Genomic DNA, 21,495 nt, shown 5'->3' with positions numbered 1-21,495 from the left:
GATGAGGCAAAGAAACTTCTATCCATGAACGCATTTACGGATTTTGACGAATTTGTGTGCCCGGAAAATCTGACTTCGTCCAGGGAGATTTGCAACGCGCTCGCTCGAATAGATGCATCTCCGCGCTCGAAGCAACTGAAGCTGTCCGCGTTCGTTTCCCTTTTCCGTGCTGGTGTACTCGTAGCCGGCTATGGAGAAGAAGGATACGACAGAGTGCCTAAATCACCTCGTTTTCGCATTAGCGATTTTTACAAAACGGAAGCTGAAACATTTGTCTATAGGTGTGAGTCAATCCTTGGCGGGAAGCAGGACCAGAGAATTCGACGCCTCCTTTTTAAATTGTGGCTTTGCACGGTGGAAGGTCGCAATCACGAAGCGAGCCTTGAGTTAATAAAAAATTGGGTACGCTTCCATCTGACACAAGAAAACCTAAAAAACCGGAAGTGGCTGCCTGTTATTGGGAAAAGCATGCGCGAGGTGCTTCCGATTCTCGCCGCAAAATTGCGGATACCCGAGGTCCACTATAAATATAGTCCGCGAAAAAAAGCCTCGAAACAGTCGTGGAGTCTAAATTTTTCAATGACTGGGAAGTCGCTTTTTCGAATTGGATTGAGAGCAGACGCTACGCAGACGTTGCGAATGCCAAGCAAGCGTTCCTCTATTTACAGACATACTGGTCTGACCATCTAATTCTCCTGGAGCCAGAGTTATTTTTTAGCGCCCACTTGAAAAGAGAATCGCTATTAGAGTGGGCCAGTAAGCCAAATCTTACGATAAGCAGCGCAAAAAAACTCAAGTTGGTAAATCAGTTTATAAGAGCGTTTGTCGCAAGCACGCCGTTTTTCGCCATTCCGGACGAATTCGATGAAGAGATTTTTTTGAAGGACTGCTATGCCTGGCCCATTTCAAACTCGGACCTATCTGTCATTTCAAATAAACTTGGCGAAGAAGGGCGTAATGGCAAGTCAAATAATGTTTCACTTCCAGAACATCTGATACGCCAAATCGAAATAATCCTTACCGAGAACGATATGAATTGGCCGAAGAAACGAACGGGTGATTGGATAACCGTGCCGGCCTCACATAACAGCCCGACAAAAAGAGTTTACTGTCCCGTCCTCCCAAACATGATTCTGATTTTATTAAAACTTCCTCTACGAGGTGTCCAAATTCGCCGATTGGATTCGGGCGAGGGAGACGATTACACCTATGATATACAAAATCGTCAGTTCATTCCAAACCCCAGTCAACACTGCGGATACTGGACACGGCAATCTGATGTTCGAAATTGTCGCCGCGGAGTGCTCAGAAAGTTTGTGGATTCAGCGGTCCAGCAAGAATTTTGTGGTTTTTATATAAATTCAAACAAAACGCAAGACCGCAAAGTTCTTTTCGACGAAAACAGCGGCTATGAGATTTTTTGGGAATTCGATGAGGTAATCGAAATAATACTTAAAACCAGAAAATGGCAGGAAACTTATAACGCCGTCTTAGGCCCTATCGATTTCGGAGACTTGCCCGCGACAGTCTTCGCTGAGCCGTCAGACACCGTGAAACTTAAAAAGCCGGCTTGCTTTTACTTGTTTCGCTATCCGTGTGGTAATAAACCGAACTGCGAGGCTCCGCCAACCTCGCAGGTTTTGCGAAACTTCTGGTATGAAACTCTTGCCGAACTGGAACGGCGCCTAGCGACCGAGATGGATTCCCCGCCAATCCTAATCGATAGATGGGACGGAAAAGTCCCGATGTCGAGCCCATATCATGTGCACGGGCTTAGGCTGGGCGGACTCACCCGGCTGGCCAAAGTCGGCGTTAGCCCATGGATTTTGCAGAATGTGGTCGGAGGTCATGCAAATTGGGTAATGACCGCCTTCTATATTAAACCAGGGTTCGGATTCATCACTGCACATCTGAACGAACGTTACATCCAAGCGATGCAGAATTCGCAAAAAGAATTTGCCCAATTTCTGACAGAGGCAACCATTGAGAATGTGCATCGAATGGCGCTAATCAACAACCCGCGGGCCGAAGCCGGACTCTTGGCGGTTCGCGCGCACAAGTCTGCGTACTTGATGGCCACACTAGAAAATGGAATTTGCCCCAATTGCCAAACGCTATGCGATGAAGGATTCGAAATAATACAGTGGCTGGACTACAAACCGAAGGAGTTGCAAAAAAATACGGACCCGTTCCGATATTGACATCCGGAAAGCGAGATTGCGGTCGCTGTGTGTATCTAATAACGGGCACGCCGTTTATGGATGGAGCCGCAATAAGATGCAACGAGATTAGCGTCTCATTGGACGATAGCGTAAGCCGACAACGAGATTTCATTCGACAAATTGATAACCTTGAAAGCGAACGTCTGCAAGCAATTAAGAAAGACCAAAAGCTCCCCCCGTCGCAATACCAAGAGCTTCAGGTATTTCGGTCAGAATACAAAAGTGAAAGCGATAACATGGTTGAACTGGCGAGCAGTCTGGACGCGAATCTACGTAGGCTGGAGGAAATTAAAGCACTTCGCCGGCGACTCGCAACTGATGGTCAAACGGGTCCAGCTTTGATTTCGACGATGGACGAACCACAATTCAGTTGGGGATTGATTCATCGCTTCGAAGCCATTGATGAGCTCTGCCGAGCTGCTCGTTGGTTCAAGTCTGTCAAGGTTGCTCCCTTGCAGAACGAAAGACTCGCGATGCTATTGAAAATCTTCGCGAGGGAAAATAGGCAGCCACCGCTAGCACTACTTGATAGGGATGAATCCGACGCCGCCATTGAGGCACTTACGGCGTTAATCCGCCGACGGCTTGACCGTCAATCGGTTGGCGCATTAGCCGAGGGTTATGAAACGTTCGAGTCGTTGGGGTTGACAGTTGATGTTGATAAAACCCTTGAGCGTCTGCCAGTCTGGAAGACAGAACGCCTTGAGACTGCCCCACGATGAACGACAAAACCTAGTTTTTCTTGACTCTTGAGTTTCGCCGAAAGGCTATCTATCTCCGATGGTGTGAGCAATGACTGCATCGGTCAAAACCGCAGCGGACGCCCAGCGCGATAGGACTATTGAATCGTTGCTGGAAAACTCGAAGGTCCGTCCGTCCGTCAAGCATCGTGCAAGGCGAATCAGCGAAGCATGCGACCGGTTGACACAGCAATCTCGCCCATTGTCGGTTCCCAACGTCATTGAAGCCGTGAAAGCACTGTTCCCCGACGAGAACATCGCTTCCTCGACTGTTTGGAACAAAACAGATTCCGGTGCCCTTTACCGTGGCGTCGTCGACGCGTGGGAAGTATGGTTATTGGCAATGGGGCGCGTCAAATCCCCGCGTCAGTCAACAAATATTGAGGTGGACATTCCGGATTCGATTGTCACCCGTATCGAGCCTCGAGAGGTCCGAACAATGGTGATATTAATGCGGGAGAGTCTTCGCAATGCGATTGCACAGTTAAACGGCATACGGAGCCTCACCGCGGACAGGCTCATAAGGCAAGGGAATAGCGACAGGGGAAATCAAAGCAAGGTCTCGACCGAACCGTTGCCGCAGGCTGACTTTGCAAACATCGCGAATTTCATCGACGAACACGAACTACGGCTCCGAGGCTTTTGCTGGGGCGAGAACGGAGAGCTTGTCTCTGAGAAAGGGGCCGCCCGCTCGGGGCCAGGGCTCCGGGACGCTCTCACGGCGGCGCTGAAATGCCTTAAGCCATAGCACGGCAAGTCGCGAGCTGTTTGTTGGTTTAACACGAACAATTATTTTCGGGGCGTCGGGGTATCTTTGTTCACACGCTATGAACAGTGAACACAATTCCGGTAGATACAGGTAAGTCTAAACTACAGCCTAAACGACGCAGGGGACTCAAAATCCCCCGCCGAAAGGCGTGCCGGTTCGATTCCGGCCTTGGGCACCAAACACTCTTCAACCGGTTTCAACGGTTGACCACGAAGCCCCGACAGCTAGCGCTGAGCGGGGCTTTTGTTTGCTGCAGTCTCCAAGGGTTCACCAGCGATTACAACCCCCACCAAGGGGTCATTTGGGGGGTTGCCACGATTCAAGCGCCCGTCGGATGGAAAACGCCCCCAGCAGCGGCGCGACAACCGGAGACGCAAACATGGCGCTGACGGATGCCACGATCCGTAACACGAAGCCGGGTGAAAAACAGCAGAAGCTGTACGACGGTGGCGGCCTGCTGCTGCTTGTCACGCCAACGGGCAGCAAGCGATGGATTTTCAAGTACCGTTTCGCCGGAAAGGAAAAGAGCCTCGCACTTGGCGTCTATCCAGACGTGCCGCTTGCCGATGCCCGCAAGCGTCGGGACTACGCCCGCGAAAAACTGGCGGCAAACATTGATCCGGAGGAAGCTAAAAAGGCCGGGAAACGCGCCGCCCGCCTTGCTGCTGCCAATTCATTCGAAGCCGTTGCGCTCGCCTGGATGGAAGAGCGCGGTCAGTCCGTTGAAAGCGGGTCGATATCGCTGGGCCGATTACCTTGACCGGATCAAGGCCGGGGCCGAAGTCATTCCGATCAAAGGCGGGACGGTCGCCTTACTACCTCAGCGGGACAACCATTTGGAACAGCGCCGCCCGATGATGGAAGCGTGGGCCGTGTATGTTTGCGGCATAGAGGATTAATTCAGAAGTGCGGCCCATAACACTCGCGCTGTGCCTTACAAGCTCGCACAAAAAAGCCGACTCGCGAGGATCGGCTTGTGCATTCGAGCGAGGCTCTATCGATATTCATCAATCTCAACCGTGCCGCCCATGGCTTCCATCATGGTGCGAATATCGTCGGGCACATCAGGCACGCGGTCGCCGCTCTCGTTGTACCAGTAACAGAAGAAGCGCATCCGAAGTCCCTTGTCTGCGAGCAGTTGGCCAAGTTCCGCTCTCGGCAGATTCAGGCGCCCAATCAGGTAACGCAAATGCGGCTCAAGTGAATCGCTACGAACTGCGCCCTCACTGCGCACGCCCCAAAGGCCAACGCGGCCCGGCGCGCTGCTCGGTCGCCCAGACGGTGTGGTGAACGGCTGTCCCTTGGTAATCGCTGTATCCGGCTTGATGTCGAAATACGCCGTCCAAAAGGCTGGCTCCAATGAGTCGCCGGATATGTAAAAGGTCGCATGCGCAAGTTGGTGATCTGCCATTGGAGCGGCCTCAGTTTGCCCAGTCATGAAAATTTCCGATGTGGTTACCATTAAAGTACACGTCGCCGTTGTCATGCCAGATGACGTTATCGGCTGGCCCCAAGCCATTGCCTGGCTTGAACCTGTGCAAGATAGCCCCAAACGTCTTGCGGTCATACCCCAGCATCTTCGCCGCGTAGTTTGGGTTGTTCGTGCTCGCGGCGAGTTCAACGACATCGCCGCTCAACGCGTCAGGCACATACTCAAACGGCTGCGCGTCGCCGAGCAGCGTTGATGCGCCTCTATCGCTAGCTCTGGCTGCGCGGGCAGCGTTCAGCCGGGTTTGCCAGGTGGCCGGATCATACTGGACAGACAGCACAGGTTCGCCGTCCGGGCGATTACCGGCCCTCGCTGCGATATCCCTCAACGGCGTGCTGCTGTAGCGTGACGGAGACAGGCTATCGCGAGGGCCTTTAATGGCAAGCAGGGCACCGCGGCGCACCTCTTCGAGAAGCGCAAGGATGACCCACCAGCCATCGGTGTCAGGGTTGCGGTCCCGTACGCTATGAAAAAACAGCCAGTTGCGGCCAATGAGATTCCTGACCAGTTTCCGGTCCTCCTCCCACTTCCTGTGATTCAGTTGGGCAATGTCAAGAAATTCCCGGGTCTCCGCACTGGCCCTCTGAAGGTCTGCGGCCTTGCCGAGGCACGCTTTATAGTGCCATTCGTCGCAGATGACATAACAGGCACCCGGTGGCCGCTGGCAGAACAGCTCCACGGAGTGCATTTCAAATACGGACAGGGACATAGGTGTGTCGATGGTCTATCTGAAGTCGCTGCCGGGGTTGACAGCAGTCAGATAATTACCGTGCGACAGGCAGTCCGTACATGGGCGACAGCCCAAAATCTCCACGGCTCTCGATGAAACGGAAAAACGCGCCCGCAGGAACATTGCGGTTTTTCGCGCCCGTAGCGCGGACGCTCGCGGGCAGCGACCGTACCGCTGGTCTATGACCTTTCCAGCCGTTGGCGGCACTCGCGCAGCAGATCTATTCGCCCGAAGCCGCTGTTCGCGCCAATACGGCGCGTACGTCCGCGAGCGCATCCTCGACGAGACCAAAAATCGACACCTGCGCAACCGTTGCCGCTTTGGAGAAAGTCGAATGCGCGTTGTGGTCGGGCGCTGCCCGTCGTGGCGAGTAGCCAGCGGCCAGGAGCGGCGACAATGCATCTGCGCAGTCGCCAGGAGATTTGATTTGAGTCGCCTCCCCCTCGCTCCCTTTATAATTCGGCATGACTCCCTCCACTCCCCATGCAGCAACCCGACGAGCGGAACCGCCCACGCGATTCATCGGTTCGCCGATTCCGCACATCTCGGCGACCCATTCGCCTTCCACGCATTTCGAACGCACGCGCCACGAGCCGCACTGGTCGGTCGTATGAAAATACCCAAACGGCTTGCACCGCTTCTTGACGAAGGACTCATCGACGAAGTGATCGGCCAGTTGATGAGCGGCAAGGAAGCAACCGTCTACGTCGTGCGCAGCGGCGACTCGATGCGATGTGCAAAGGTCTACAAGGACGCGAAGCAGCGCAGTTTCCGGCAAGCCGCATCGTATCGGGACGGCCGCAAGGTCAAGAACAGCCGGCAGGCGCGTGCGATGGAAAAAGGTACTCGCTATGGGCGCCAGATGCAGGAGGAGTTGTGGCAAAACGCCGAAGTCGACGCACTGTTCCGACTTGCCGACGGGGGCGTGCGAGTGCCGCAACCCTATATCTGTACCGATGGGGTGTTACTGATGGAACTGGTGGTCGACGCAACGGGTGACGTCGCGCCACGCCTCAACGACGTCCATCTGACTGAAGCGCGCGCCCTTGAACTGCACGCCCTGCTGCTCAACCAGGTTGTCCGCATGCTCTGCGCGGGTGTGATTCACGGCGACCTGTCCGAATACAACATCCTGCTGGCGGCTGATGGACCGGTGATCATCGATCTGCCTCAGGCCATCGACGCCGCCGCCAACAACGAAGCCGCCTCGATGCTCAAGCGTGACGTCGACAACCTCGCTGCGTACTTCGGACGGTTTGCACCGCAAATTCTCGGCGCGGATTATGGAACGGAGATCTGGGCGCTGTTCGAAGCAGGCGAGCTGAAAGTCGATGTCAAATTGACCGGCCGCATCGAGCTCGACACGCGACCAGTCGACCTCGATAGCGTGCTGCAGGAACTCGAAGAGACACGTCTTGACGAAGACGCGCGAGTGCGGCGACAGCAGGAACTGAGCGCGAACTGATAACCGTTATGGAGAAAATTGAACGACCCTTGCGGGTCGGGTATCGCCCATCGAGGTTGGCGCAGACTGATTTTCTCTTCACTTGAAAGGAGAGTCGAAATGGACGCGATCATCATCGGCAACGTGCCGCGCGTGCCGTGAAACAATGACAAGCTAACCGGGCAGAAGTCACCGCTGAAGCTCAAGGAGATTTGGGCCATTCGAATTCGCCTGCAATTGGGGGCGAAAACCCGTGATCTGGCGATGTTCAATCTGGCGATCGACAGCAAACTTCGAGCGTGCGACCTGACAAAACTTCGAGTCTGCGATGTCTGTCTGGGCACACGTAGCACCCCGGGCGACCGTTATGCAACAGAAAACGCAGCGGCCCGTGCAATTCGAGATCACCGAGCAAACGCGAGATAGCGTGGAAAGCTGGATCAAGGCAGCAGCTCTGTGTCCTTCAGATTTCCTGGTCCCGGGGCGAATACACGCGTCGCCCCATCTTTCGACCCGTCAGTACGCACGGATCGTCCATCGCTGGATAAAATCGATCGGGCTCGACGATTCCGCCTATGGCACGCACACGATGCGTCGGACGAAGGTCTCGTTGATCTATCGCCGTACGAAGAATCTCAGAGCCGTACAGCTTTTGCTTGGTCATACGAAGCTTGAAAGTACCCTCAGATATCTTGGCATCGAGGTTGACGACGCGCTTGAGATGGCCGAACAGACGGAAGACTGAGTGGTGATCGCCGGACAGCAATCGGACGCTGTCCGGTCAGGATGAGACATTCGACACACGTTTCTGATTCGTCGACAATCGGTGAATATAGACAAACCTCGACGGAAGACTTGAGATGATGCTGCGGCCGACAGAAATCCAAATTGAATCAACCCGGCTCTTGATCAAACCGTTCTCGGCCAACGACGCGGATGCTGCGTTCTCGTTCATCACCCCTTCGCTCACCCGTCATATGGCGTGGGAGCCGCCAGCATCCCGGCAGGATTTTGATGGTGTTTGGCGGTCCTGGGTACCGTCGATTGACGATGGGTCAGACTATGTGTTCGCGATACGTCAACGCACCGACGGGAGTTTCCTTGGGTTAGCCGGGCTTCACCGCGTCCGCACCGAGAGCCCGGAACTCGGTATCTGGATTCGTGAAGATCGTCATCGAAATGGGTTTGGTTGTGAAGCTGTGACCCTTGTTGCACACTGGGCAACGCGAACCATTGGTTGTGAAAGCTTTACCTATCCGGTTGCCGAAGAGAACCGTCCCAGCCGGCGCATCGCCGAATCGCTAGGCGGCGTCATTGTGGAAAGCCGCGCGACGCCAAAGTACAAGTCTGTGGTTTACAGAATTCCTCGCCAGCCAGTCGCAAGCGAGGTATAGGCGATTCTGCCTGTGGACTGGCTTCCGTCGGCCAAGATCGGTCAGTCAAGGTCAACGCCCAGATCGTCAACTGCGTGCGTGTCGGTCGACGCGAGTATTAGCGACCCGATAACGATGAGCTGCTCCAGCGTTCATACAATGCTGCGATATCCGTGGCACAGAGCAACTTCATCGACTTGCCGATCTCGTCCAGCGGCCAGTCCCACCAGTTCATCTCAAGGAGCATCCCGATCTCATCGTCCGAAAAGCGCTTTCGGATCGGCTTTGCCGGATTCCCGCCGATGATCGTATAGGGTTCAACGTCCTTCGTGACAACGGCGCAACTCCCGATCACGGCACCGTGACCAATGTGAACACCGGGCATGATCATCGCTTCGGAACCGATCCAGACGTCATTCCCGACAACCGTATCGCCGGCGGGTTCGAATGCATCGCAGGCGTCAGCAAACGCCGGCTCTTCCGTCATCTAGAAGAAGGGAAATGTGGTTACCCAATCGTTCCGGTGCCCCTGGTTGCCCGCCATCATGAACGTCGCACCACTTCCGATAGAGCAGAAGCTACCGATGATCAGCCGGTCGACACCTGTGCGGTCTGGCAGCAGGTAGCGTGCACAGTCATCAAAGGAGTGTCCGTGATAGTAGCCAGAGTAGTAGCTGTAACGCCCCACGATGATGTTGGGATTGGTGACCTGCCCTGAAAGCGGCTTCCCCTTGAAGGGGCTGTCGAAGTAATTCTTCATAAAGGGACAAGCTGTAGTCTGGGGTGCGTTTATCGTTCGAGCACGCAGCGGCAAACCTGAGCCGTGCGGCAGAATCTTTCGTCAATGACGGTCGGGACCAGTTTCGCCGGTTTTAGCCAACTCCGGTCAGTCGACGCCGCCGCGTAAATTCGCGACAATCAGAGAGAATTCCGGTCGCCCACGGCGCAGCGTCAAGTTCACATCCTGGCGTCAGCGAGTGGCCATCTACGCCCGACGATCACTTTCGAGCAGCCCGTACAGCGCGCTATCCGACACCTCATCGCCAACTATCCAGCGATCACGCAACAACCCTTCGCGGACAAATCCGAGCCGTTCGAGAAGAAGCGCTGAGGCTACATTTCGTGGGTCGATATCCGCCTCAATCCGGCGTAAATTCAGCGTGCCGAACGCGTGCTCGATCAGCGCGGAAACCGCCTCACTCATATATCCGTTTCCCCAATGCTTGCGTTGCAGACCAAAGCCTATCTCCGCGCGTCGGCATTGCTCGTCTGCATGAAAGAGAGCGCAATCACCGAGCACTTCGCCGGTTGTCTGCAACTCGACTGCACAGATGAAGTCCTGGCCGCCAGCTGACGTCTTCAATTTACATGCGACTCGATCCGTTGCCTGATCCAGGGAAGTCATCGCCGGAAACGAAAAATAGCGCATCGCATCCGCGTCCGACCAGATCGCGAACAGTGGTTGCGCGTCTTCATGACGAAGCGGCCGCAGAACGAGGCGTGGGGTAGTCAGCGTGACGGGCTCGAATAATGGCATGACGGGGGCAGGGCACCGGAAATACATGACCCAATTAGAACATGTGGGCCGAGAGCCAACAACCGCACGCGTCGAACCGCGTGGCAGCACAGCCTTTGTGCGGCTACTTTCGCGATTTACCTCTGTCGCTTACGGGTCGCGTGCTGCCGGTCATGACACGACACTTGTCGATCGCACAACGATTGGCAAGGTTCGGCCATGAAGCGTCATTCGCCCGGACCATCGCTTGGACATTCAGACGTCGCTTCCACCCACGAAGCGGCCATTCAATATGCGATGCCTGTTGATTGACCGGCCATAGGGCCATAGCCTGCTTTCGGGCAATAGCGAAGCGTTCTGCGCGTTCTGCGTTTGACTCTCTCATAAGGCCGTTCACGCCCCAAGCTACCAAGCAGGGTTTTTGTATCTAATGACTGTTGTACAAACAGATTGGCATGGAAAATGCGCCGTTGACGTTGATTCTGAAAGGGCGCATAAGTGGGAAGCCGCACTATCGAAATGCGTTGCCTTGATTCATACTGCAGTAATTAGGCGACATTTTGTCTAACTTTTGCAGCTATGCACGCATCTGCTCACCGAAGTGGGGAGTAAAACATGACTACCTATAACGACGACGATGGAACGTGGGTTTCCGCAGGATTTATTGGCGCGAGACCGACGCTCGGTGCCTTTATGCCGCACCACGCGCCTGCGGCATCGGTGACGGTCTTCTGGGCGGCGAAGGCAGCAATGGAGCCATTCGTTCGCTTCATTGAACAGATCGAGCGTAGGTTCGCCGGCAGCCGATTGAAAGCGTATGGTCCGACTCGGGAATCAATGCGCCCTATCGGAGGTCATCTATCGCCTTTGCTGCGCGACGGTGGTGCGCTGGCCCGCTTCAATGCATATCGAGCTGAGTTCAATTCGGAAGATGGCGAGGTGGTGGTGTGGGCGAACGTCACCGAAGTAGTACAGTCCGATAGCGACGAAGTCGGAGACAACATCGGAATGACGGTGCCTCGTAGCCTTTTCAACGAGGTGCGCCCGATTTTGACTGATGCAATCGTAGATACTGCAAACCGAGGTATAACGAAAGAATTTGTTTCCGCCGGTCTCGATGACATTTCGGATGACTTAAATATTCAACGCTAACTGCAAGCGCGCGCTCAATTCAACGGGAGACAATCATGGCTGTGGCGGTGGCCGGAACTTTCTCGATTTCGATGGAAGTGCGCGACATCGGCGGCACCCCGCTCCTTTCGCTTTCAGCGTCCGATGTGGGGGCAACACATCAAATCGAGGTCGAGAATATTTCGCAACTTCCACGTCGTGTCCGGTGCTCTTCGGTGCTTCCAACGAGGACAGTTCATCTGGAGTTCCTGCCGACGAGCGGTACGCCGTCGGATTGGTGGACGGACGATGTTCCGGCCAGTATCCCACCCGGAAACATCGGATATCTGCACTGCGGAATTAGGCGAAATGGCGGCCCAAATACTACGATTGTCCCGATTGAACTCGTTGAAGTCCAGGACAAGATCGGGGGAAAGCCCTGGAAACGGGTTTCGTCTTCCAACGTTCCATTTCAGATTAGTGTTGGTGCTGCATAGCGGTGTTAGTTCATCATTCTCGCTCTGGAGGATGAGTTCCACGTTGCGCGCTTGACTGTAGCTATCCGGAAAACTTGATTAATCATCAGCTATTTTTCCAACTTTGGAAACCTCCGCGCTCGCGTTCGCGATACTTCCTCCTGCGTTGGCGATGCTCGTCGAGTATCGAAGCCCAGTGTCGGACGACGCCATTCAGTTCAGTATCGAGCGTGATCTAGGTGATTTCAATGTTATTGACCCCGACGACGGCAACGTCGCCGGTGCCACTGGCAACAAAACCGGTCAGAGCGAGCTAGTCAAGGCCGCAGTTATCTCGACCAGGGCTGCAGTGGAGGTAAGTGGGCTCGCGCCAACAATTATTTCATGCGTCACGAGCGGCTTCGCGGTGGTGAATGAGATGGAGCCACCGCTGTGGTATGCAATTGGGTACGTGGTCGCCTTTATAGCACTAGGTCTTTTTGTCATTCGGATGCTTGCAGGACACAGTTTTCTGGAAATAGGCGCTAGAGAATATACGATATGCCTGCCCTGGAAGGGCGTGCAAATAAAGCGAACAAGAACCGAACTGGTTTCGTGGGCGATTTACGGCGCCAACAGTCTCCTGATCGCGGTGGCGTTACTTGTGTTTGTCATTTCACCTTTGAGTAGGCATCCTGGATCAATTGTGCCTTGCGAAACTACGACGCCTGCGGACCACTCGGCGAGTGCAAGTGGCAACGTGAAAGCTGAAAAATGACGGCTCCTCAGGTGAATACTCAACGTGCCGTTCGCCGCGACCGCCTTTCGGTAGCCTATTACGGCCACGCCGCGTCAGATGAGCGAGCGACGGCTTAGGCCGAAGTCACGTTTCCGCATGCGAGGCCACGAAAGGCCTGTTTTATCTCGCAAGCTGCCGTATATTTCGCGCTGGGTCGACCGGCTGCAACGGGTCGAACTCAGCCGACTGTAATATGCCCGGTTCGCCGATAAGCTTTCGCTCGCTCATTCCGGCAAATACGCACGCCCGGTGGTATTTTTGGTGGTATCCGTACCGGCAAAATTCCTCAAACCCGCTCAAGCAAAGCGATAGCAGGGGGTTTTTCATTCCGGCCCTGCCATCAAACAATCTTCCCGATTCCCAATCGTCCGGAAGACATCGCCAGTCGCATCTCCCATCAAAAACCATTTAACCACACCGGGATCATTCATCCAGGCTGGTAAGCACGCCCTCGCCGCCTCACCGACGGTGGAAAGTACCTTGCGACACAGAGCCCGTAAACGATCAGCGCCGCGACCGTGTACGACACGAATCGCGCCGCAAAGAACAGCAAGACTACGACGATCGCGGCCAGCAGCATCTCCAGTCTCGGACCGAGCGCCGACAGCTGCCCGCCGCGCGCTTCGAAGGCGGTCCCCAGCAAAATCAGCAACGGGATCAGCGCGAGCACCATGTGGATCGGCTCGAGGATCGGATAAGCCACGAGCATCGTCATCGAAGCGAGCGCGTAGTCGATGCGGCTGTCCCGATGGCGGCGAAACACCAGATACGCGGACAGCAGGCAAGCAGCCAGCACCAACGCATGCGAAGCAATCGACAGCAACGTACCGGACACCGGCATGCCGACCGTCGCCGATAGCGTCTGCAGCGCGCCCCTCACGGCATTGTTCATCGGCGCGCCGCCACCGCTCATCGCCAGTGCCATGCCGTTCAGGCGCGGCATGTCCGACACGAAGTAGTGCCACAAAACGTCGAAGCCGAGGCGCGCTCCGGTGATCAACGTCAACGCAATCGCAACGACGCTCGCCATCACGAACGTCCGCCATTCGCGACGCAGCAACAGCAGGCCGGCGACGGCCAGGGGCGTGAGCTTGATCGCGATCGCAAAGCCAAGAAAGAGTCCAGCGGCATAACCTTTGCCACGCTCGATCAGCGCGAAAGTCGCAACCAACAGGAAGAACAGCAGTTCGTTCGATTGGCCGTCGTAGGTATCTTCGACGAGCGGAAAGCTCAGCAGCGCGACCGCCACCAGCAGCAGGTTCACGCTGCGCTCCGTGCCGCGGTACGCCATCGTGACGACGAGATACAAAGCCACCGAGAACAACACGATCGACGCACTCACCCAGACGATTTTCGCGGCGAGCGGCGTCAGCAGCGCGAGCGGCGCAAACACCAGCGCGAACTGCGGCGGGTAGGCGTAGAAGATGTCGTCGCCCGTCGAGCGCGCGCCGATGCCCTGCAAAAACGCGATGAGCGCGTCGTGGTCGTACAGGCGCGCCGGGTCATGCAGCACGACGTTGAAGGCGTACAGGTAGAAATTGAAATCGCCGAAGGCGTCAGGGACGTTGCCACGAAACTTGGCGACGACGTGAAGGATACGCAGCGCGAGGCAGGCTGCCGCAATCAGCAAAAGGAGCGCGGCACCCGCGCCGAAGTTCGACCTGGTCCGTACGGCGCCTGCGTTGAACATGGTGTCTCTCCGCGGTACGTCAATCAACGTGGGAGTTGCTGCGCCCTTGAGACCCGCGCTAGCGGGGGCGTACCAGCAGACCATGTCGCCGGTACGGTCCGGGGATGGCCGCCATGGCCAGCCATGCCGGCTTCGTGCCGGACGACCGGACAGAGATTACCGATTCGCAAAAATCGATCTGTGCGCTCGCCCACACGAGACCGACCTATGTCGGGAACTTCGGCGCGCGAAGATCGTTCGTTGGCGGCGAATCGCCGTGTTCGCTGCGGAATGCCACGCACGTCGCGCCGATCGGCGCTTATCGGCTCGCGGCCCCCATGCCAGCGCGCGCAACCTCGCGGCGTCGCTTGATCATGTAGCCGCCCCACATCAGTACGAGCCATGCCGGCACCAGCCACACCGAGACCGACCAGCCTGGCGTCAGCGCCCCTGTGTTCGCCGCATGTCGCCGCTGGGCGTGGAACGCTGTCGAAGGCAGCGCTGTGGCAGATTGCACGGCTGGACCGTACGGTCCGGTCTGGCAAAACCGCTAACTTTACCCGACCGATATTCCTCTGACATTCGGAGCCGCCCGCTTCGTTCTGCGCCGCACTTAAGCGCGCGGATTGTGATTGTCACGGGGATGGCGCCCGGGTATGTTGCCGAAGTCCACTTTTCACGCCGCGGAGCTTCACTATGTTGCCCAAACGTCTGCTTTGCGCCGCCGTGTTGTGCCTCTGTTTCGCGGGCGTCAGTACGTCCGCGCTCGCGCAGACGGTGCCCGCCGCCCAGCAAACGGCCGATGACGCCGCGTCGCAGGCAAGCGGCCAGCCAGCGCCAGCGCCTGCCCCCGCTACTGCCAGCAAGCCGCCTGCCGCCGCGCTCGGCGGCCCGGTGCGCAACATCGTGCTCGTGCATGGCGCGTTCGTCGACGGATCGAGCTGGAACGGCGTGGTCGCGAAGCTGCAGCAAAAGGGTTATCACGTGAGCTCGGTGCAGAACCCGCTGACCTCGCTCGCCGACGACGTCGCCGCGACCCGCCGCGTGCTCGATCGCGAGAACGGTCCGGTGCTGCTGGTCGGGCACTCGTGGGGCGGCGTCGTGATCACCGAGGTCGCCGCGAACGCGCCGAACGTCGCCGGGCTCGTGTATGTCGCCGCGCTTGCGCCGCAGCTGCACGAATCGGCGATGGACGTGATGAAGGCCGGCGGCCCGATGCCGGCCGGCCAGAGCATCAGCAAGGACGCGAACGGGTTTTTGTGGATCGACCGCGCGCGCTATCACGCCGATCTCGCCGCCGACGTGCCCGAGACCGTCACACGCGTGCTCGCCGCCGCGCAGGTGCCGATCGCCGCGAGCGCATTCGACGAACCGGTCGATCAGGTCGGCTGGAAGGACAAACCGTCGTGGTACGTGCTGACGACGAAAGACCACGCGGTGTCGCCCGATCTGCAGAGAATGATCGCCGCGCGCATCGGCGCGAAGGTGGTGCCGGTCGCGTCGAGCCATCTCGCGCCGGTGTCGCACGCCGGGGCGGTGGCGGAGGCGATCGATCACGCGGCGCGCGAGTTGAGCCGGCAGCAGCAGTAAGCCGGCGGCTCGACGCCGCGCGGCTCAGCGCAGCATGAACGACATCGCCGACAGACAGTTCAGCATCCGCACCGCATGCTCGGCCGACGCCGCACTGAAGCGCAACCTCACGCCATCGACGCGCGTAAGCGTCGGCCATTGGCAGAACAGATCGGCGAGCCCGCTCGTTTGCACGCGCAGTTCGCAGTCGATCGTTCGCGGCTCCGCGCGCGTCGCGGCAGGCGCGCGGCCCGCTTCGACATGCTGACGGACCACGTCGCGCGCGGCGGCCCGCAGCGCCTCGCGCACGCTCGCGGGCGACTGCGTGACGCCGCTTGCTTGCCCGGTTGCGGTCTTCGTGACGACGAAACGCGCGCCGGGAAAACGCGGCGCGGTTTCCTCGGCGAACACGTCGTCACCCGATAAAAGCACCACACGCGCGCCATATTCTTCGGCGAGCGCACCGTACAGCCCCGCTTCGCCCAGCTCCACGCCGTTGAACGCCACGCGCGCGAACGCGAAGCTGTTGATCGTGTGCGCGAGGATGCCGCGCGTTTGCGCCTTCGCGTGATAGCCGATCATGAAGACCAGCGCCGCACCGTATTCGAGCCCGGCCATCATGCCCAGCGTGCGCGGCTTGCCGAGCACGAGCTGGGCGCGCGGATCGAGCAGATCGGGCAGCAGGTTGCGAAAGCCACCGTGCGAATCATTGACCCACACGTCGGTCGCGCCGCCCGCGAACGCGCCTTCGATGGCCGCGTTGGCTTCGAGCGTCATCCAGCGTCGCGCGGCTTCGTATTCGCCGTTGCCCGCGCGGGTCTGCTCGGCATGGAACACGCCGGCGATGCCTTCGATGTCGGTGGAGATCAGGACTTTCATCGCGCGGAATTCCTCAGCAGGTGGGCAAGGTCCGGCACGCTGTCGCGCAGCGACAGCCGCCGATGACCGTCGCGACCGGTGACCGACTCGGCGCTCCACAATGCATCGACGATCGCCTGCTCGACGCTATCGGCGCAGGCGCGAAACAGCGGGTCCATACAGTGATCCGCGACCAGCGGCGGCAGCGCGACGAAGTCCGCGCCGTGCGGCACCGTGTACGCGGTCGAAAACGCCAGCGCGATATCGCCGCTGCCGTGGCCGTACACCGAGCCGGTGCGCGCGAGACCGGCCGCCGCGCGCAACGACAGGCGTTTCAGCTGGCGCGCGTCGAGCGGCGCATCGGTCGCGACGATCATGATGATCGAGCCTTGCTCGGGTTGCTCGGGGGTCGCATTAGCAGCGGCACTGGCAGCATTCGCCGCCTCAGCGACGGCCGCGCGTTCGGCCAGAATGCGGCCGAGCGGCGTGCCGTCGATCGTCAGCATCGGCAGACGGCCGAAGTTGGCAAGCACGAGCGCGCCAACGGTGTAGTCGCGGCCCGCCGCACTGAACAGGCGCGACGCAGTGCCGATGCCGCCCTTCAGATCGAAACACGACATGCCGCGCCCTGCGCCGAGCGCACCGCTCGCGACATCGGCGCTTGCCGCGTCGAATGCTTCGTTGAAATGCTGTTCGGTCACGGCAAGCGCCTGAATGTCGTTCAGATAGCCGTCGTTGCATTCGAACACGAGCGGATTGAGCGTCGACCATTCACGGCCGATGCGCGGATTCGCGCGAATCGCCGCGCGGATCTGCGCCTGCGCGACCGTACCGACGCCGAAGGTGTTGGTCAGCGCGATCGGCGTCTCCAGCGTGCCGAGTTCGTCGAGCTGCACGAGCCCGACGCTCTTGCCGAAGCCGTTGATCACCGACGCGGCGGCCGGCACCTTGTCGACGAACGGATCGCCGCGATGCGGCCGGATCACGGTCACGCCGGTTTGCAGCGCGCCTTCGGCAAGCGTGCAATGACCGACGCTGACGCCGTCCACGTCGGCGATCGTGCCGAGCGCTCCGGCCGGCAACGTGCCGAGATGCGGCGCGCGCTCGGCCGAATGATGGTTGCTCATGCTCATGGCCGATCCAGCTTCGGATCGAGCGCGTCGCGCAGACCGTCGCCGAGCAGGTTGAACGCGAGCACGGTCAGGAAGATAGCGAGGCTCGGAAACAGCGCGATGTGCGGCGCGGTCACCATATCGGCGCGAGCTTCGTTGAGCATCGCGCCCCACTCGGGCGTCGGCGGCTGCGCGCCCAAGCCGAGAAACGACAGGCTCGCCGCCGTGATGATCGACGTGCCGATGCGCATCGTCAGATACACGACGACCGACGAAATCGTGCCCGGCAGAATGTGCCGCGCCATGATCGTCCAGTCCGACGCGCCGATGCTGCGCGCCGCCTCGACATAGGTGAGCTGCTTGAGCATCAGCGTATTGCCGCGCACGAGCCGCGCGAACGCCGGAATGCTGAAGATCGCCACGGCGCAGATCACGTTGATCATGCCGTTGCCGAGAATCGCGACCACGCCGATCGCGAGCAGAATGCCGGGGAACGCGAACAGCACGTCGGCCACGCGCATCGTGATGCGATCCCACCAGCCCTCGTAGTAACCGGCAAGCAGACCGAAGAACGTGCCGATCACCGCGCCGATCGCCACGGACAGAAAGCCTGCCTCGAGCGAAATGCGCGAGCCGACGAGGATGCGGCTGAAGATATCGCGGCCCAGCGAATCGACGCCGAACCAGTGCGCGGCCGACGGCCCCGCGTTCAGCGCGTCGTAGTCGAAGAAATTCTCGGGGTCGTACGGCACGATATGCGGCGCGATGATCGCGACCACGATCAGCAACAGCACGAACACGCTGGCGGCCAGCGCGACATGCTGCTTGCGAAACTTGCGCCAGAACTCGCTCCACGGTGTGCGGATCGCGCGTTCGACGGCAGCGGGAGTGGCCGCATTCGGCCCGGTGGCAGTGGTGCTCATGCGGACCTCACTTGAAACGGATGGTCGGGTTGATCACCGCGTACAGCACGTCGACGATCAGGTTGATGATGATGAATTCGAGCGAGAACAACAGCACCTCGGCCTGAATGATCGGATAGTCGCGCATCGACACCGCATCGACGAGCAAACGGCCGAGGCCCGGCCAGTTGAACACCACTTCGACGACGATCGAGCCGCCGAGCAGAAAGCCGAACTGCAACCCCATCATCGTGACGACGGGAATCAGCGCGTTGCGCAGGCAGTGCTTGATGATCACGAGCCGCTCGGGCACGCCCTTCGCGCGCGCGGTGCGCACGAAGTCCTCGTGCAGCACTTCGACGAACGAGGCCCGCGTGAAGCGCGCCATCACGGCCGCGACCGCCGCGCCGAGCGTCAGCGACGGCAGCACGTAGCTGCGCCACGAACCGTCGCCGACGATCGGTAGCCAGCCGAGTTGCACCGAGAAAATCTGCATCAGCAGCATGCCGAGCGCGAACGCCGGAAACGAAATGCCCGACACCGCGAGCGTCATGCCCAGGCGGTCCGGCCAGCGGTTGCGCCACACCGCCGAGGCGATGCCGATCGCCATGCCGATCACGACCGCCCACACCATACTCGCGATCGTCAGCCACAACGTCGGGAAGAAGCGTTCCGCAATCTCCTGGCTCACCGGCCGCTTGCTGCGCGTCGAAACGCCGAAGTCGCCATGCGCCATCCGCCAGAAGAAACGGACGAACTGCTGCGGCAGCGGCTTGTCGAGCCCGAGGTCGGAGCGCACGAGGGCCACGGTCGCCTCGTCCGCTTCGGGACCGGCGGCGAGCCGCGCCGGATCGCCCGGCAGCAGATGCACGAACAGGAACACCAGCACGGCGACGATGAAGAGCGTCGGCAGCAGGCCTAGCAGACGTTTGACGAGGAAGTTCAGCATGAAACCAGTCCGGCAAATGAGCGGCAAATCAGGCGGGCAACGAGGACTCGTGTGCGGCGGCGCGGCGGCGGGCTGGGTGAACCGCCGCCTGCGCATGCCGCCTCGTCAGCTCATCACTTGATCGCGATCTCGTCGAAGTTGAACGAGCCGTCCGGCGCGACGTAAGCGCCCGACAGACGCTTGCTGCGCGCATACACGACCTTCTCCTTGACGAGGAAGATCCACGGCGCGTCGGCCCAGATGCGCTTCTGCGCATCGGTGTAGAGCGCGGCCTTCTGCGTGCGGTCGGTCGTTTCGAGCGCCTGCTTCAGATCGTTGTCGACCGCGTCGTTCTTGTAGTACGACGTGTTGACCATCTTCGGCGGAATCGAGTAGCCCGCGAGCAGCGGGCTGATCGCCCAGTCCGCCTCGCCGGTCGACGACGACCAGCCCGCGTAGTACATCCGCACCGGCGCGGTCGCCGGGTCCTGCGCGCTTTCGACCTTGGCGACGCGCTGACCCGCTTCGAGCGCCTCGACGCTAGCCTTGATGCCGACCTGCGCGAGCTGTTGCTGCACGAACTGGATCACCTTCTGCGCGGTCGAGTAGTTATACGCGGACCACAGCGTCGTTTCGAAGCCGTTCGGATAGCCCGCTTCCTTCAGCAGTTCGCGCGCCTTCGCAGGATCGTACGGCCAGGGTCCGAGCTTGACCGCATAGTCGACGCCCTGCGGCACGACGCCGTCGGCCGGCGTCGCGTAACCGGCGAACGCGACCTTCGTCAGCGCTTCCTTGTTGACCGCGTAATTCAGCGCCTCACGCACCTTCGGGTTGTCGAACGGCTTCTGGTTCATGTTCATGCTGATGTAGCGCTCGATGATCGACGGCGCCGCGATCAGATCGACCTTCGGGCTCGACTGCAGTTGCGCGGCCTGCTCGAACGGCACCTGGAACGCGAAGTCCGCTTCGCCGGTGCGGATCAGCGCGGCACGCGTGTTGTTGTCGACGACCGGCTTCCAGTCGATCGCATCGATCTTCGGATAACCCTTCTTCCAGTAGCCGGCGAACTTCTTCACGGTCAGGTCGCCGGCCGGGTCCCACTTCACGAGTTCGAACGGGCCTGTGCCAACCGGATGAAACGCGATGTCCTTGCCGTACTTCTTCAGCGCGTCCGGCGAGATCATCACCGCAGACGGATGCGCGAGCACGTTGATGAACGCCGAGAACGGCGTTTTCAGCGTGACGCGCACCGTGTACGGATCGACCACTTCCGTTTTCTCGATGCGGCTGAACATGTTGTAGCGCTTCAGCTTGTTGGCCGGATCGGTCACGCGGTCGAAGTTCGCCTTCACGGCGGCCGCATTGAAGTCGGTGCCGTCCTGGAACTTCACGCCATGGCGCAGCTTGATCGTATAGACGCGCGCGTCGGGGCTCGCCTCATAGCTGTCGGCGAGCACGTTGACGAGCTTCATGTCCTTGTCGAAGCCGAACAGCCCCTGATAGAACGATTTCGCGACCGCCTGCGACAGCGTGTCGTTCGCGTCGTACGGATCGAGCGACGTGAAGGTCGACGCGACGGCCATCACGGCCGTCGTTTCGGCGTGCGCCAGATTGCCCGCGAGCGTCGCGAACACCACCGCGCCGCCGCTGACGAGCGCGCGCAAACGAAACGGAGAGGACGGGAACAGCAGGTTCATGAGATTGCTCCAGGCTGCGAGTTAAGGATGTGACAGGGCCGTTATGGTTGGCGTGGCTTCAATTGCTGATGTTTCTCTTGCTGTTGCTTCGATTGCTGATGCCTCGGGTCTCG

General features: G+C 59.0%; 19 protein-coding genes and 3 pseudogenes. 12 read left to right on the top strand and 10 right to left on the bottom strand.

The features are described 5' to 3' along the window. Positions 1 to 560: 560 nt before the first annotated feature. The 4 genes and pseudogenes from OKW35_RS30730 to OKW35_RS30715 all read left to right on the top strand — a co-directional run. Entirely contained in the window at positions 561 to 2,201 is a 1,641-nt protein-coding gene (locus OKW35_RS30730) for a VPA1269 family protein (protein WP_429554027.1), read from the top strand. 98 nt (positions 2,202 to 2,299) lie between these two features. Then, on the top strand, positions 2,300 to 2,944 hold the full coding sequence (locus tag OKW35_RS30725; RefSeq protein WP_429554026.1) for a hypothetical protein: 645 nt from the start codon (positions 2,300 to 2,302) through the stop codon (positions 2,942 to 2,944). Positions 2,945 to 3,014: 70 nt separating this feature from the next. Further along, the gene (locus OKW35_RS30720) at positions 3,015 to 3,710 is read left to right on the top strand and encodes a hypothetical protein (protein ID WP_429554025.1); all 696 of its coding nucleotides are present in this window, start codon (positions 3,015 to 3,017) and stop codon (positions 3,708 to 3,710) included. A gap of 400 nt (positions 3,711 to 4,110) precedes the next feature. Continuing rightward, positions 4,111 to 4,431, top strand: a pseudogene (locus tag OKW35_RS30715) (Arm DNA-binding domain-containing protein); the annotation flags it as partial. A gap of 294 nt (positions 4,432 to 4,725) precedes the next feature. On the opposite strand, the gene OKW35_RS30710 reads toward OKW35_RS30715, so the two are convergent. After that, complete coding sequence (locus tag OKW35_RS30710; RefSeq protein WP_090801512.1) at positions 4,726 to 5,142, bottom strand: DUF4279 domain-containing protein; 417 nt, start codon at positions 5,140 to 5,142, stop codon at positions 4,726 to 4,728. Positions 5,143 to 5,152: 10 nt separating this feature from the next. Beyond that, entirely contained in the window at positions 5,153 to 5,929 is a 777-nt protein-coding gene (locus tag OKW35_RS30705; protein ID WP_429554024.1) for a hypothetical protein, read from the bottom strand. Positions 5,930 to 6,560: 631 nt separating this feature from the next. Between OKW35_RS30705 and OKW35_RS30700 the strand changes: the two genes are divergently transcribed. The 3 genes and pseudogenes from OKW35_RS30700 (at position 6,561) to OKW35_RS30690 (ending at position 8,788) form a co-directional block, all read left to right on the top strand. Continuing rightward, positions 6,561 to 7,415, top strand: coding sequence for a PA4780 family RIO1-like protein kinase (locus tag OKW35_RS30700; protein WP_184051664.1), 855 nt, complete (start codon positions 6,561 to 6,563; stop codon positions 7,413 to 7,415). Positions 7,416 to 7,514: 99 nt separating this feature from the next. Beyond that, positions 7,515 to 8,139, top strand: a pseudogene (locus OKW35_RS30695) (tyrosine-type recombinase/integrase). Positions 8,140 to 8,254: 115 nt separating this feature from the next. Then, on the top strand, positions 8,255 to 8,788 hold the full coding sequence (locus OKW35_RS30690) for a GNAT family N-acetyltransferase (protein WP_429335195.1): 534 nt from the start codon (positions 8,255 to 8,257) through the stop codon (positions 8,786 to 8,788). Between the two features lie 97 nt (positions 8,789 to 8,885). Here OKW35_RS30690 and catB read toward each other — a convergent pair. Beyond that, positions 8,886 to 9,527, bottom strand: a pseudogene (gene catB, locus OKW35_RS30685) (type B chloramphenicol O-acetyltransferase). 225 nt (positions 9,528 to 9,752) lie between these two features. Further along, positions 9,753 to 10,304, bottom strand: a complete 552-nt coding sequence (locus OKW35_RS30680) for a GNAT family N-acetyltransferase (RefSeq protein WP_429554023.1) — start codon at positions 10,302 to 10,304, stop codon at positions 9,753 to 9,755. A 594-nt stretch (positions 10,305 to 10,898) separates the two neighbouring features. On the opposite strand from OKW35_RS30680, the gene OKW35_RS30675 reads away from it, so the two are divergent. The 3 genes from OKW35_RS30675 (at position 10,899) to OKW35_RS30665 (ending at position 12,626) form a co-directional block, all read left to right on the top strand. Next, the gene (locus OKW35_RS30675) at positions 10,899 to 11,435 is read left to right on the top strand and encodes a hypothetical protein (protein ID WP_429554022.1); all 537 of its coding nucleotides are present in this window, start codon (positions 10,899 to 10,901) and stop codon (positions 11,433 to 11,435) included. A gap of 35 nt (positions 11,436 to 11,470) precedes the next feature. After that, positions 11,471 to 11,890 carry a hypothetical protein gene (locus OKW35_RS30670; protein ID WP_429554021.1) on the top strand — a complete coding sequence of 140 codons (420 nt, stop codon included), beginning with the start codon at positions 11,471 to 11,473 and terminating at the stop codon, positions 11,888 to 11,890. 175 nt (positions 11,891 to 12,065) lie between these two features. Next, positions 12,066 to 12,626, top strand: coding sequence for a hypothetical protein (locus OKW35_RS30665; protein WP_429554020.1), 561 nt, complete (start codon positions 12,066 to 12,068; stop codon positions 12,624 to 12,626). 448 nt (positions 12,627 to 13,074) lie between these two features. On the opposite strand, the gene OKW35_RS30660 is transcribed toward OKW35_RS30665, so the two are convergent. After that, on the bottom strand, positions 13,075 to 14,337 hold the full coding sequence (locus tag OKW35_RS30660; RefSeq protein WP_429554019.1) for a glycosyltransferase family 87 protein: 1,263 nt from the start codon (positions 14,335 to 14,337) through the stop codon (positions 13,075 to 13,077). A 104-nt stretch (positions 14,338 to 14,441) separates the two neighbouring features. Between OKW35_RS30660 and OKW35_RS30655 the strand changes: the two genes are divergently transcribed. Both OKW35_RS30655 and OKW35_RS30650 read left to right on the top strand, forming a co-directional pair. Next, the gene (locus OKW35_RS30655) at positions 14,442 to 14,696 is read left to right on the top strand and encodes a hypothetical protein (protein ID WP_429554018.1); all 255 of its coding nucleotides are present in this window, start codon (positions 14,442 to 14,444) and stop codon (positions 14,694 to 14,696) included. 316 nt (positions 14,697 to 15,012) lie between these two features. Next, positions 15,013 to 15,906: an alpha/beta fold hydrolase gene (locus OKW35_RS30650; protein ID WP_184072613.1), complete on the top strand. Its 894-nt coding sequence runs from the start codon at positions 15,013 to 15,015 to the stop codon at positions 15,904 to 15,906. Positions 15,907 to 15,930: 24 nt separating this feature from the next. Here the strand turns inward: OKW35_RS30650 and OKW35_RS30645 are convergent, their stop codons facing one another. The 5 genes from OKW35_RS30645 to gsiB form a co-directional block, all read right to left on the bottom strand. Further along, positions 15,931 to 16,764 carry a M55 family metallopeptidase gene (locus tag OKW35_RS30645; RefSeq protein WP_184058140.1) on the bottom strand — a complete coding sequence of 278 codons (834 nt, stop codon included), beginning with the start codon at positions 16,762 to 16,764 and terminating at the stop codon, positions 15,931 to 15,933. Beyond that, positions 16,761 to 17,876 (bottom strand): P1 family peptidase, encoded by a 1,116-nt coding sequence (locus OKW35_RS30640; protein WP_429554017.1) that lies wholly within the window; start codon positions 17,874 to 17,876, stop codon positions 16,761 to 16,763. Before OKW35_RS30640 ends, OKW35_RS30645 begins: the two co-directional genes overlap by 4 nt. Beyond that, the gene (gsiD, locus tag OKW35_RS30635; protein ID WP_429554016.1) at positions 17,873 to 18,778 is read right to left on the bottom strand and encodes a glutathione ABC transporter permease GsiD; all 906 of its coding nucleotides are present in this window, start codon (positions 18,776 to 18,778) and stop codon (positions 17,873 to 17,875) included. The genes OKW35_RS30640 and gsiD overlap by 4 nt, the downstream gene beginning before the upstream one ends. A 7-nt stretch (positions 18,779 to 18,785) precedes the next feature. Further along, positions 18,786 to 19,706 (bottom strand): glutathione ABC transporter permease GsiC, encoded by a 921-nt coding sequence (gene gsiC, locus OKW35_RS30630; RefSeq protein ID WP_090801536.1) that lies wholly within the window; start codon positions 19,704 to 19,706, stop codon positions 18,786 to 18,788. Between the two features lie 113 nt (positions 19,707 to 19,819). After that, complete coding sequence (gene gsiB, locus OKW35_RS30625) at positions 19,820 to 21,382, bottom strand: glutathione ABC transporter substrate-binding protein GsiB (protein WP_090801538.1); 1,563 nt, start codon at positions 21,380 to 21,382, stop codon at positions 19,820 to 19,822. Positions 21,383 to 21,495 lie beyond the last annotated feature (113 nt).

It is taken from the genome of Paraburkholderia sp. MM5477-R1 (assembly GCF_050436385.1).
GTDB classification, from domain to species: domain Bacteria; phylum Pseudomonadota; class Gammaproteobacteria; order Burkholderiales; family Burkholderiaceae; genus Paraburkholderia; species Paraburkholderia tuberum.
This window is presented reverse-complemented; position numbering and strand designations above follow the sequence as displayed.

What these genes read in the sequence shown, in the direction of transcription:
- OKW35_RS30655 (WP_429554018.1), top strand. Translation starts at nt 14,442, where the DNA reads ATGGCCGCCATGGCCAGCCATGCCGGCTTCGTGCCGGACGACCGGACA.
- OKW35_RS30705 (WP_429554024.1), bottom strand. Translation starts at nt 5,929, where the DNA reads ATGTCCCTGTCCGTATTTGAAATGCACTCCGTGGAGCTGTTCTGCCAG.
- gsiD (WP_429554016.1), bottom strand. Translation starts at nt 18,778, where the DNA reads ATGAGCACCACTGCCACCGGGCCGAATGCGGCCACTCCCGCTGCCGTC.
- OKW35_RS30710 (WP_090801512.1), bottom strand. Translation starts at nt 5,142, where the DNA reads ATGGCAGATCACCAACTTGCGCATGCGACCTTTTACATATCCGGCGAC.
- OKW35_RS30690 (WP_429335195.1), top strand. Translation starts at nt 8,255, where the DNA reads ATGATGCTGCGGCCGACAGAAATCCAAATTGAATCAACCCGGCTCTTG.
- OKW35_RS30670 (WP_429554021.1), top strand. Translation starts at nt 11,471, where the DNA reads ATGGCTGTGGCGGTGGCCGGAACTTTCTCGATTTCGATGGAAGTGCGC.
- gsiC (WP_090801536.1), bottom strand. Translation starts at nt 19,706, where the DNA reads ATGCTGAACTTCCTCGTCAAACGTCTGCTAGGCCTGCTGCCGACGCTC.
- OKW35_RS30680 (WP_429554023.1), bottom strand. Translation starts at nt 10,304, where the DNA reads ATGCCATTATTCGAGCCCGTCACGCTGACTACCCCACGCCTCGTTCTG.
- OKW35_RS30720 (WP_429554025.1), top strand. Translation starts at nt 3,015, where the DNA reads ATGACTGCATCGGTCAAAACCGCAGCGGACGCCCAGCGCGATAGGACT.
- OKW35_RS30645 (WP_184058140.1), bottom strand. Translation starts at nt 16,764, where the DNA reads ATGAAAGTCCTGATCTCCACCGACATCGAAGGCATCGCCGGCGTGTTC.
- OKW35_RS30675 (WP_429554022.1), top strand. Translation starts at nt 10,899, where the DNA reads ATGACTACCTATAACGACGACGATGGAACGTGGGTTTCCGCAGGATTT.
- OKW35_RS30660 (WP_429554019.1), bottom strand. Translation starts at nt 14,337, where the DNA reads ATGTTCAACGCAGGCGCCGTACGGACCAGGTCGAACTTCGGCGCGGGT.
- OKW35_RS30700 (WP_184051664.1), top strand. Translation starts at nt 6,561, where the DNA reads ATGAAAATACCCAAACGGCTTGCACCGCTTCTTGACGAAGGACTCATC.
- gsiB (WP_090801538.1), bottom strand. Translation starts at nt 21,382, where the DNA reads ATGAACCTGCTGTTCCCGTCCTCTCCGTTTCGTTTGCGCGCGCTCGTC.
- OKW35_RS30640 (WP_429554017.1), bottom strand. Translation starts at nt 17,876, where the DNA reads ATGAGCATGAGCAACCATCATTCGGCCGAGCGCGCGCCGCATCTCGGC.
- OKW35_RS30650 (WP_184072613.1), top strand. Translation starts at nt 15,013, where the DNA reads ATGTTGCCCAAACGTCTGCTTTGCGCCGCCGTGTTGTGCCTCTGTTTC.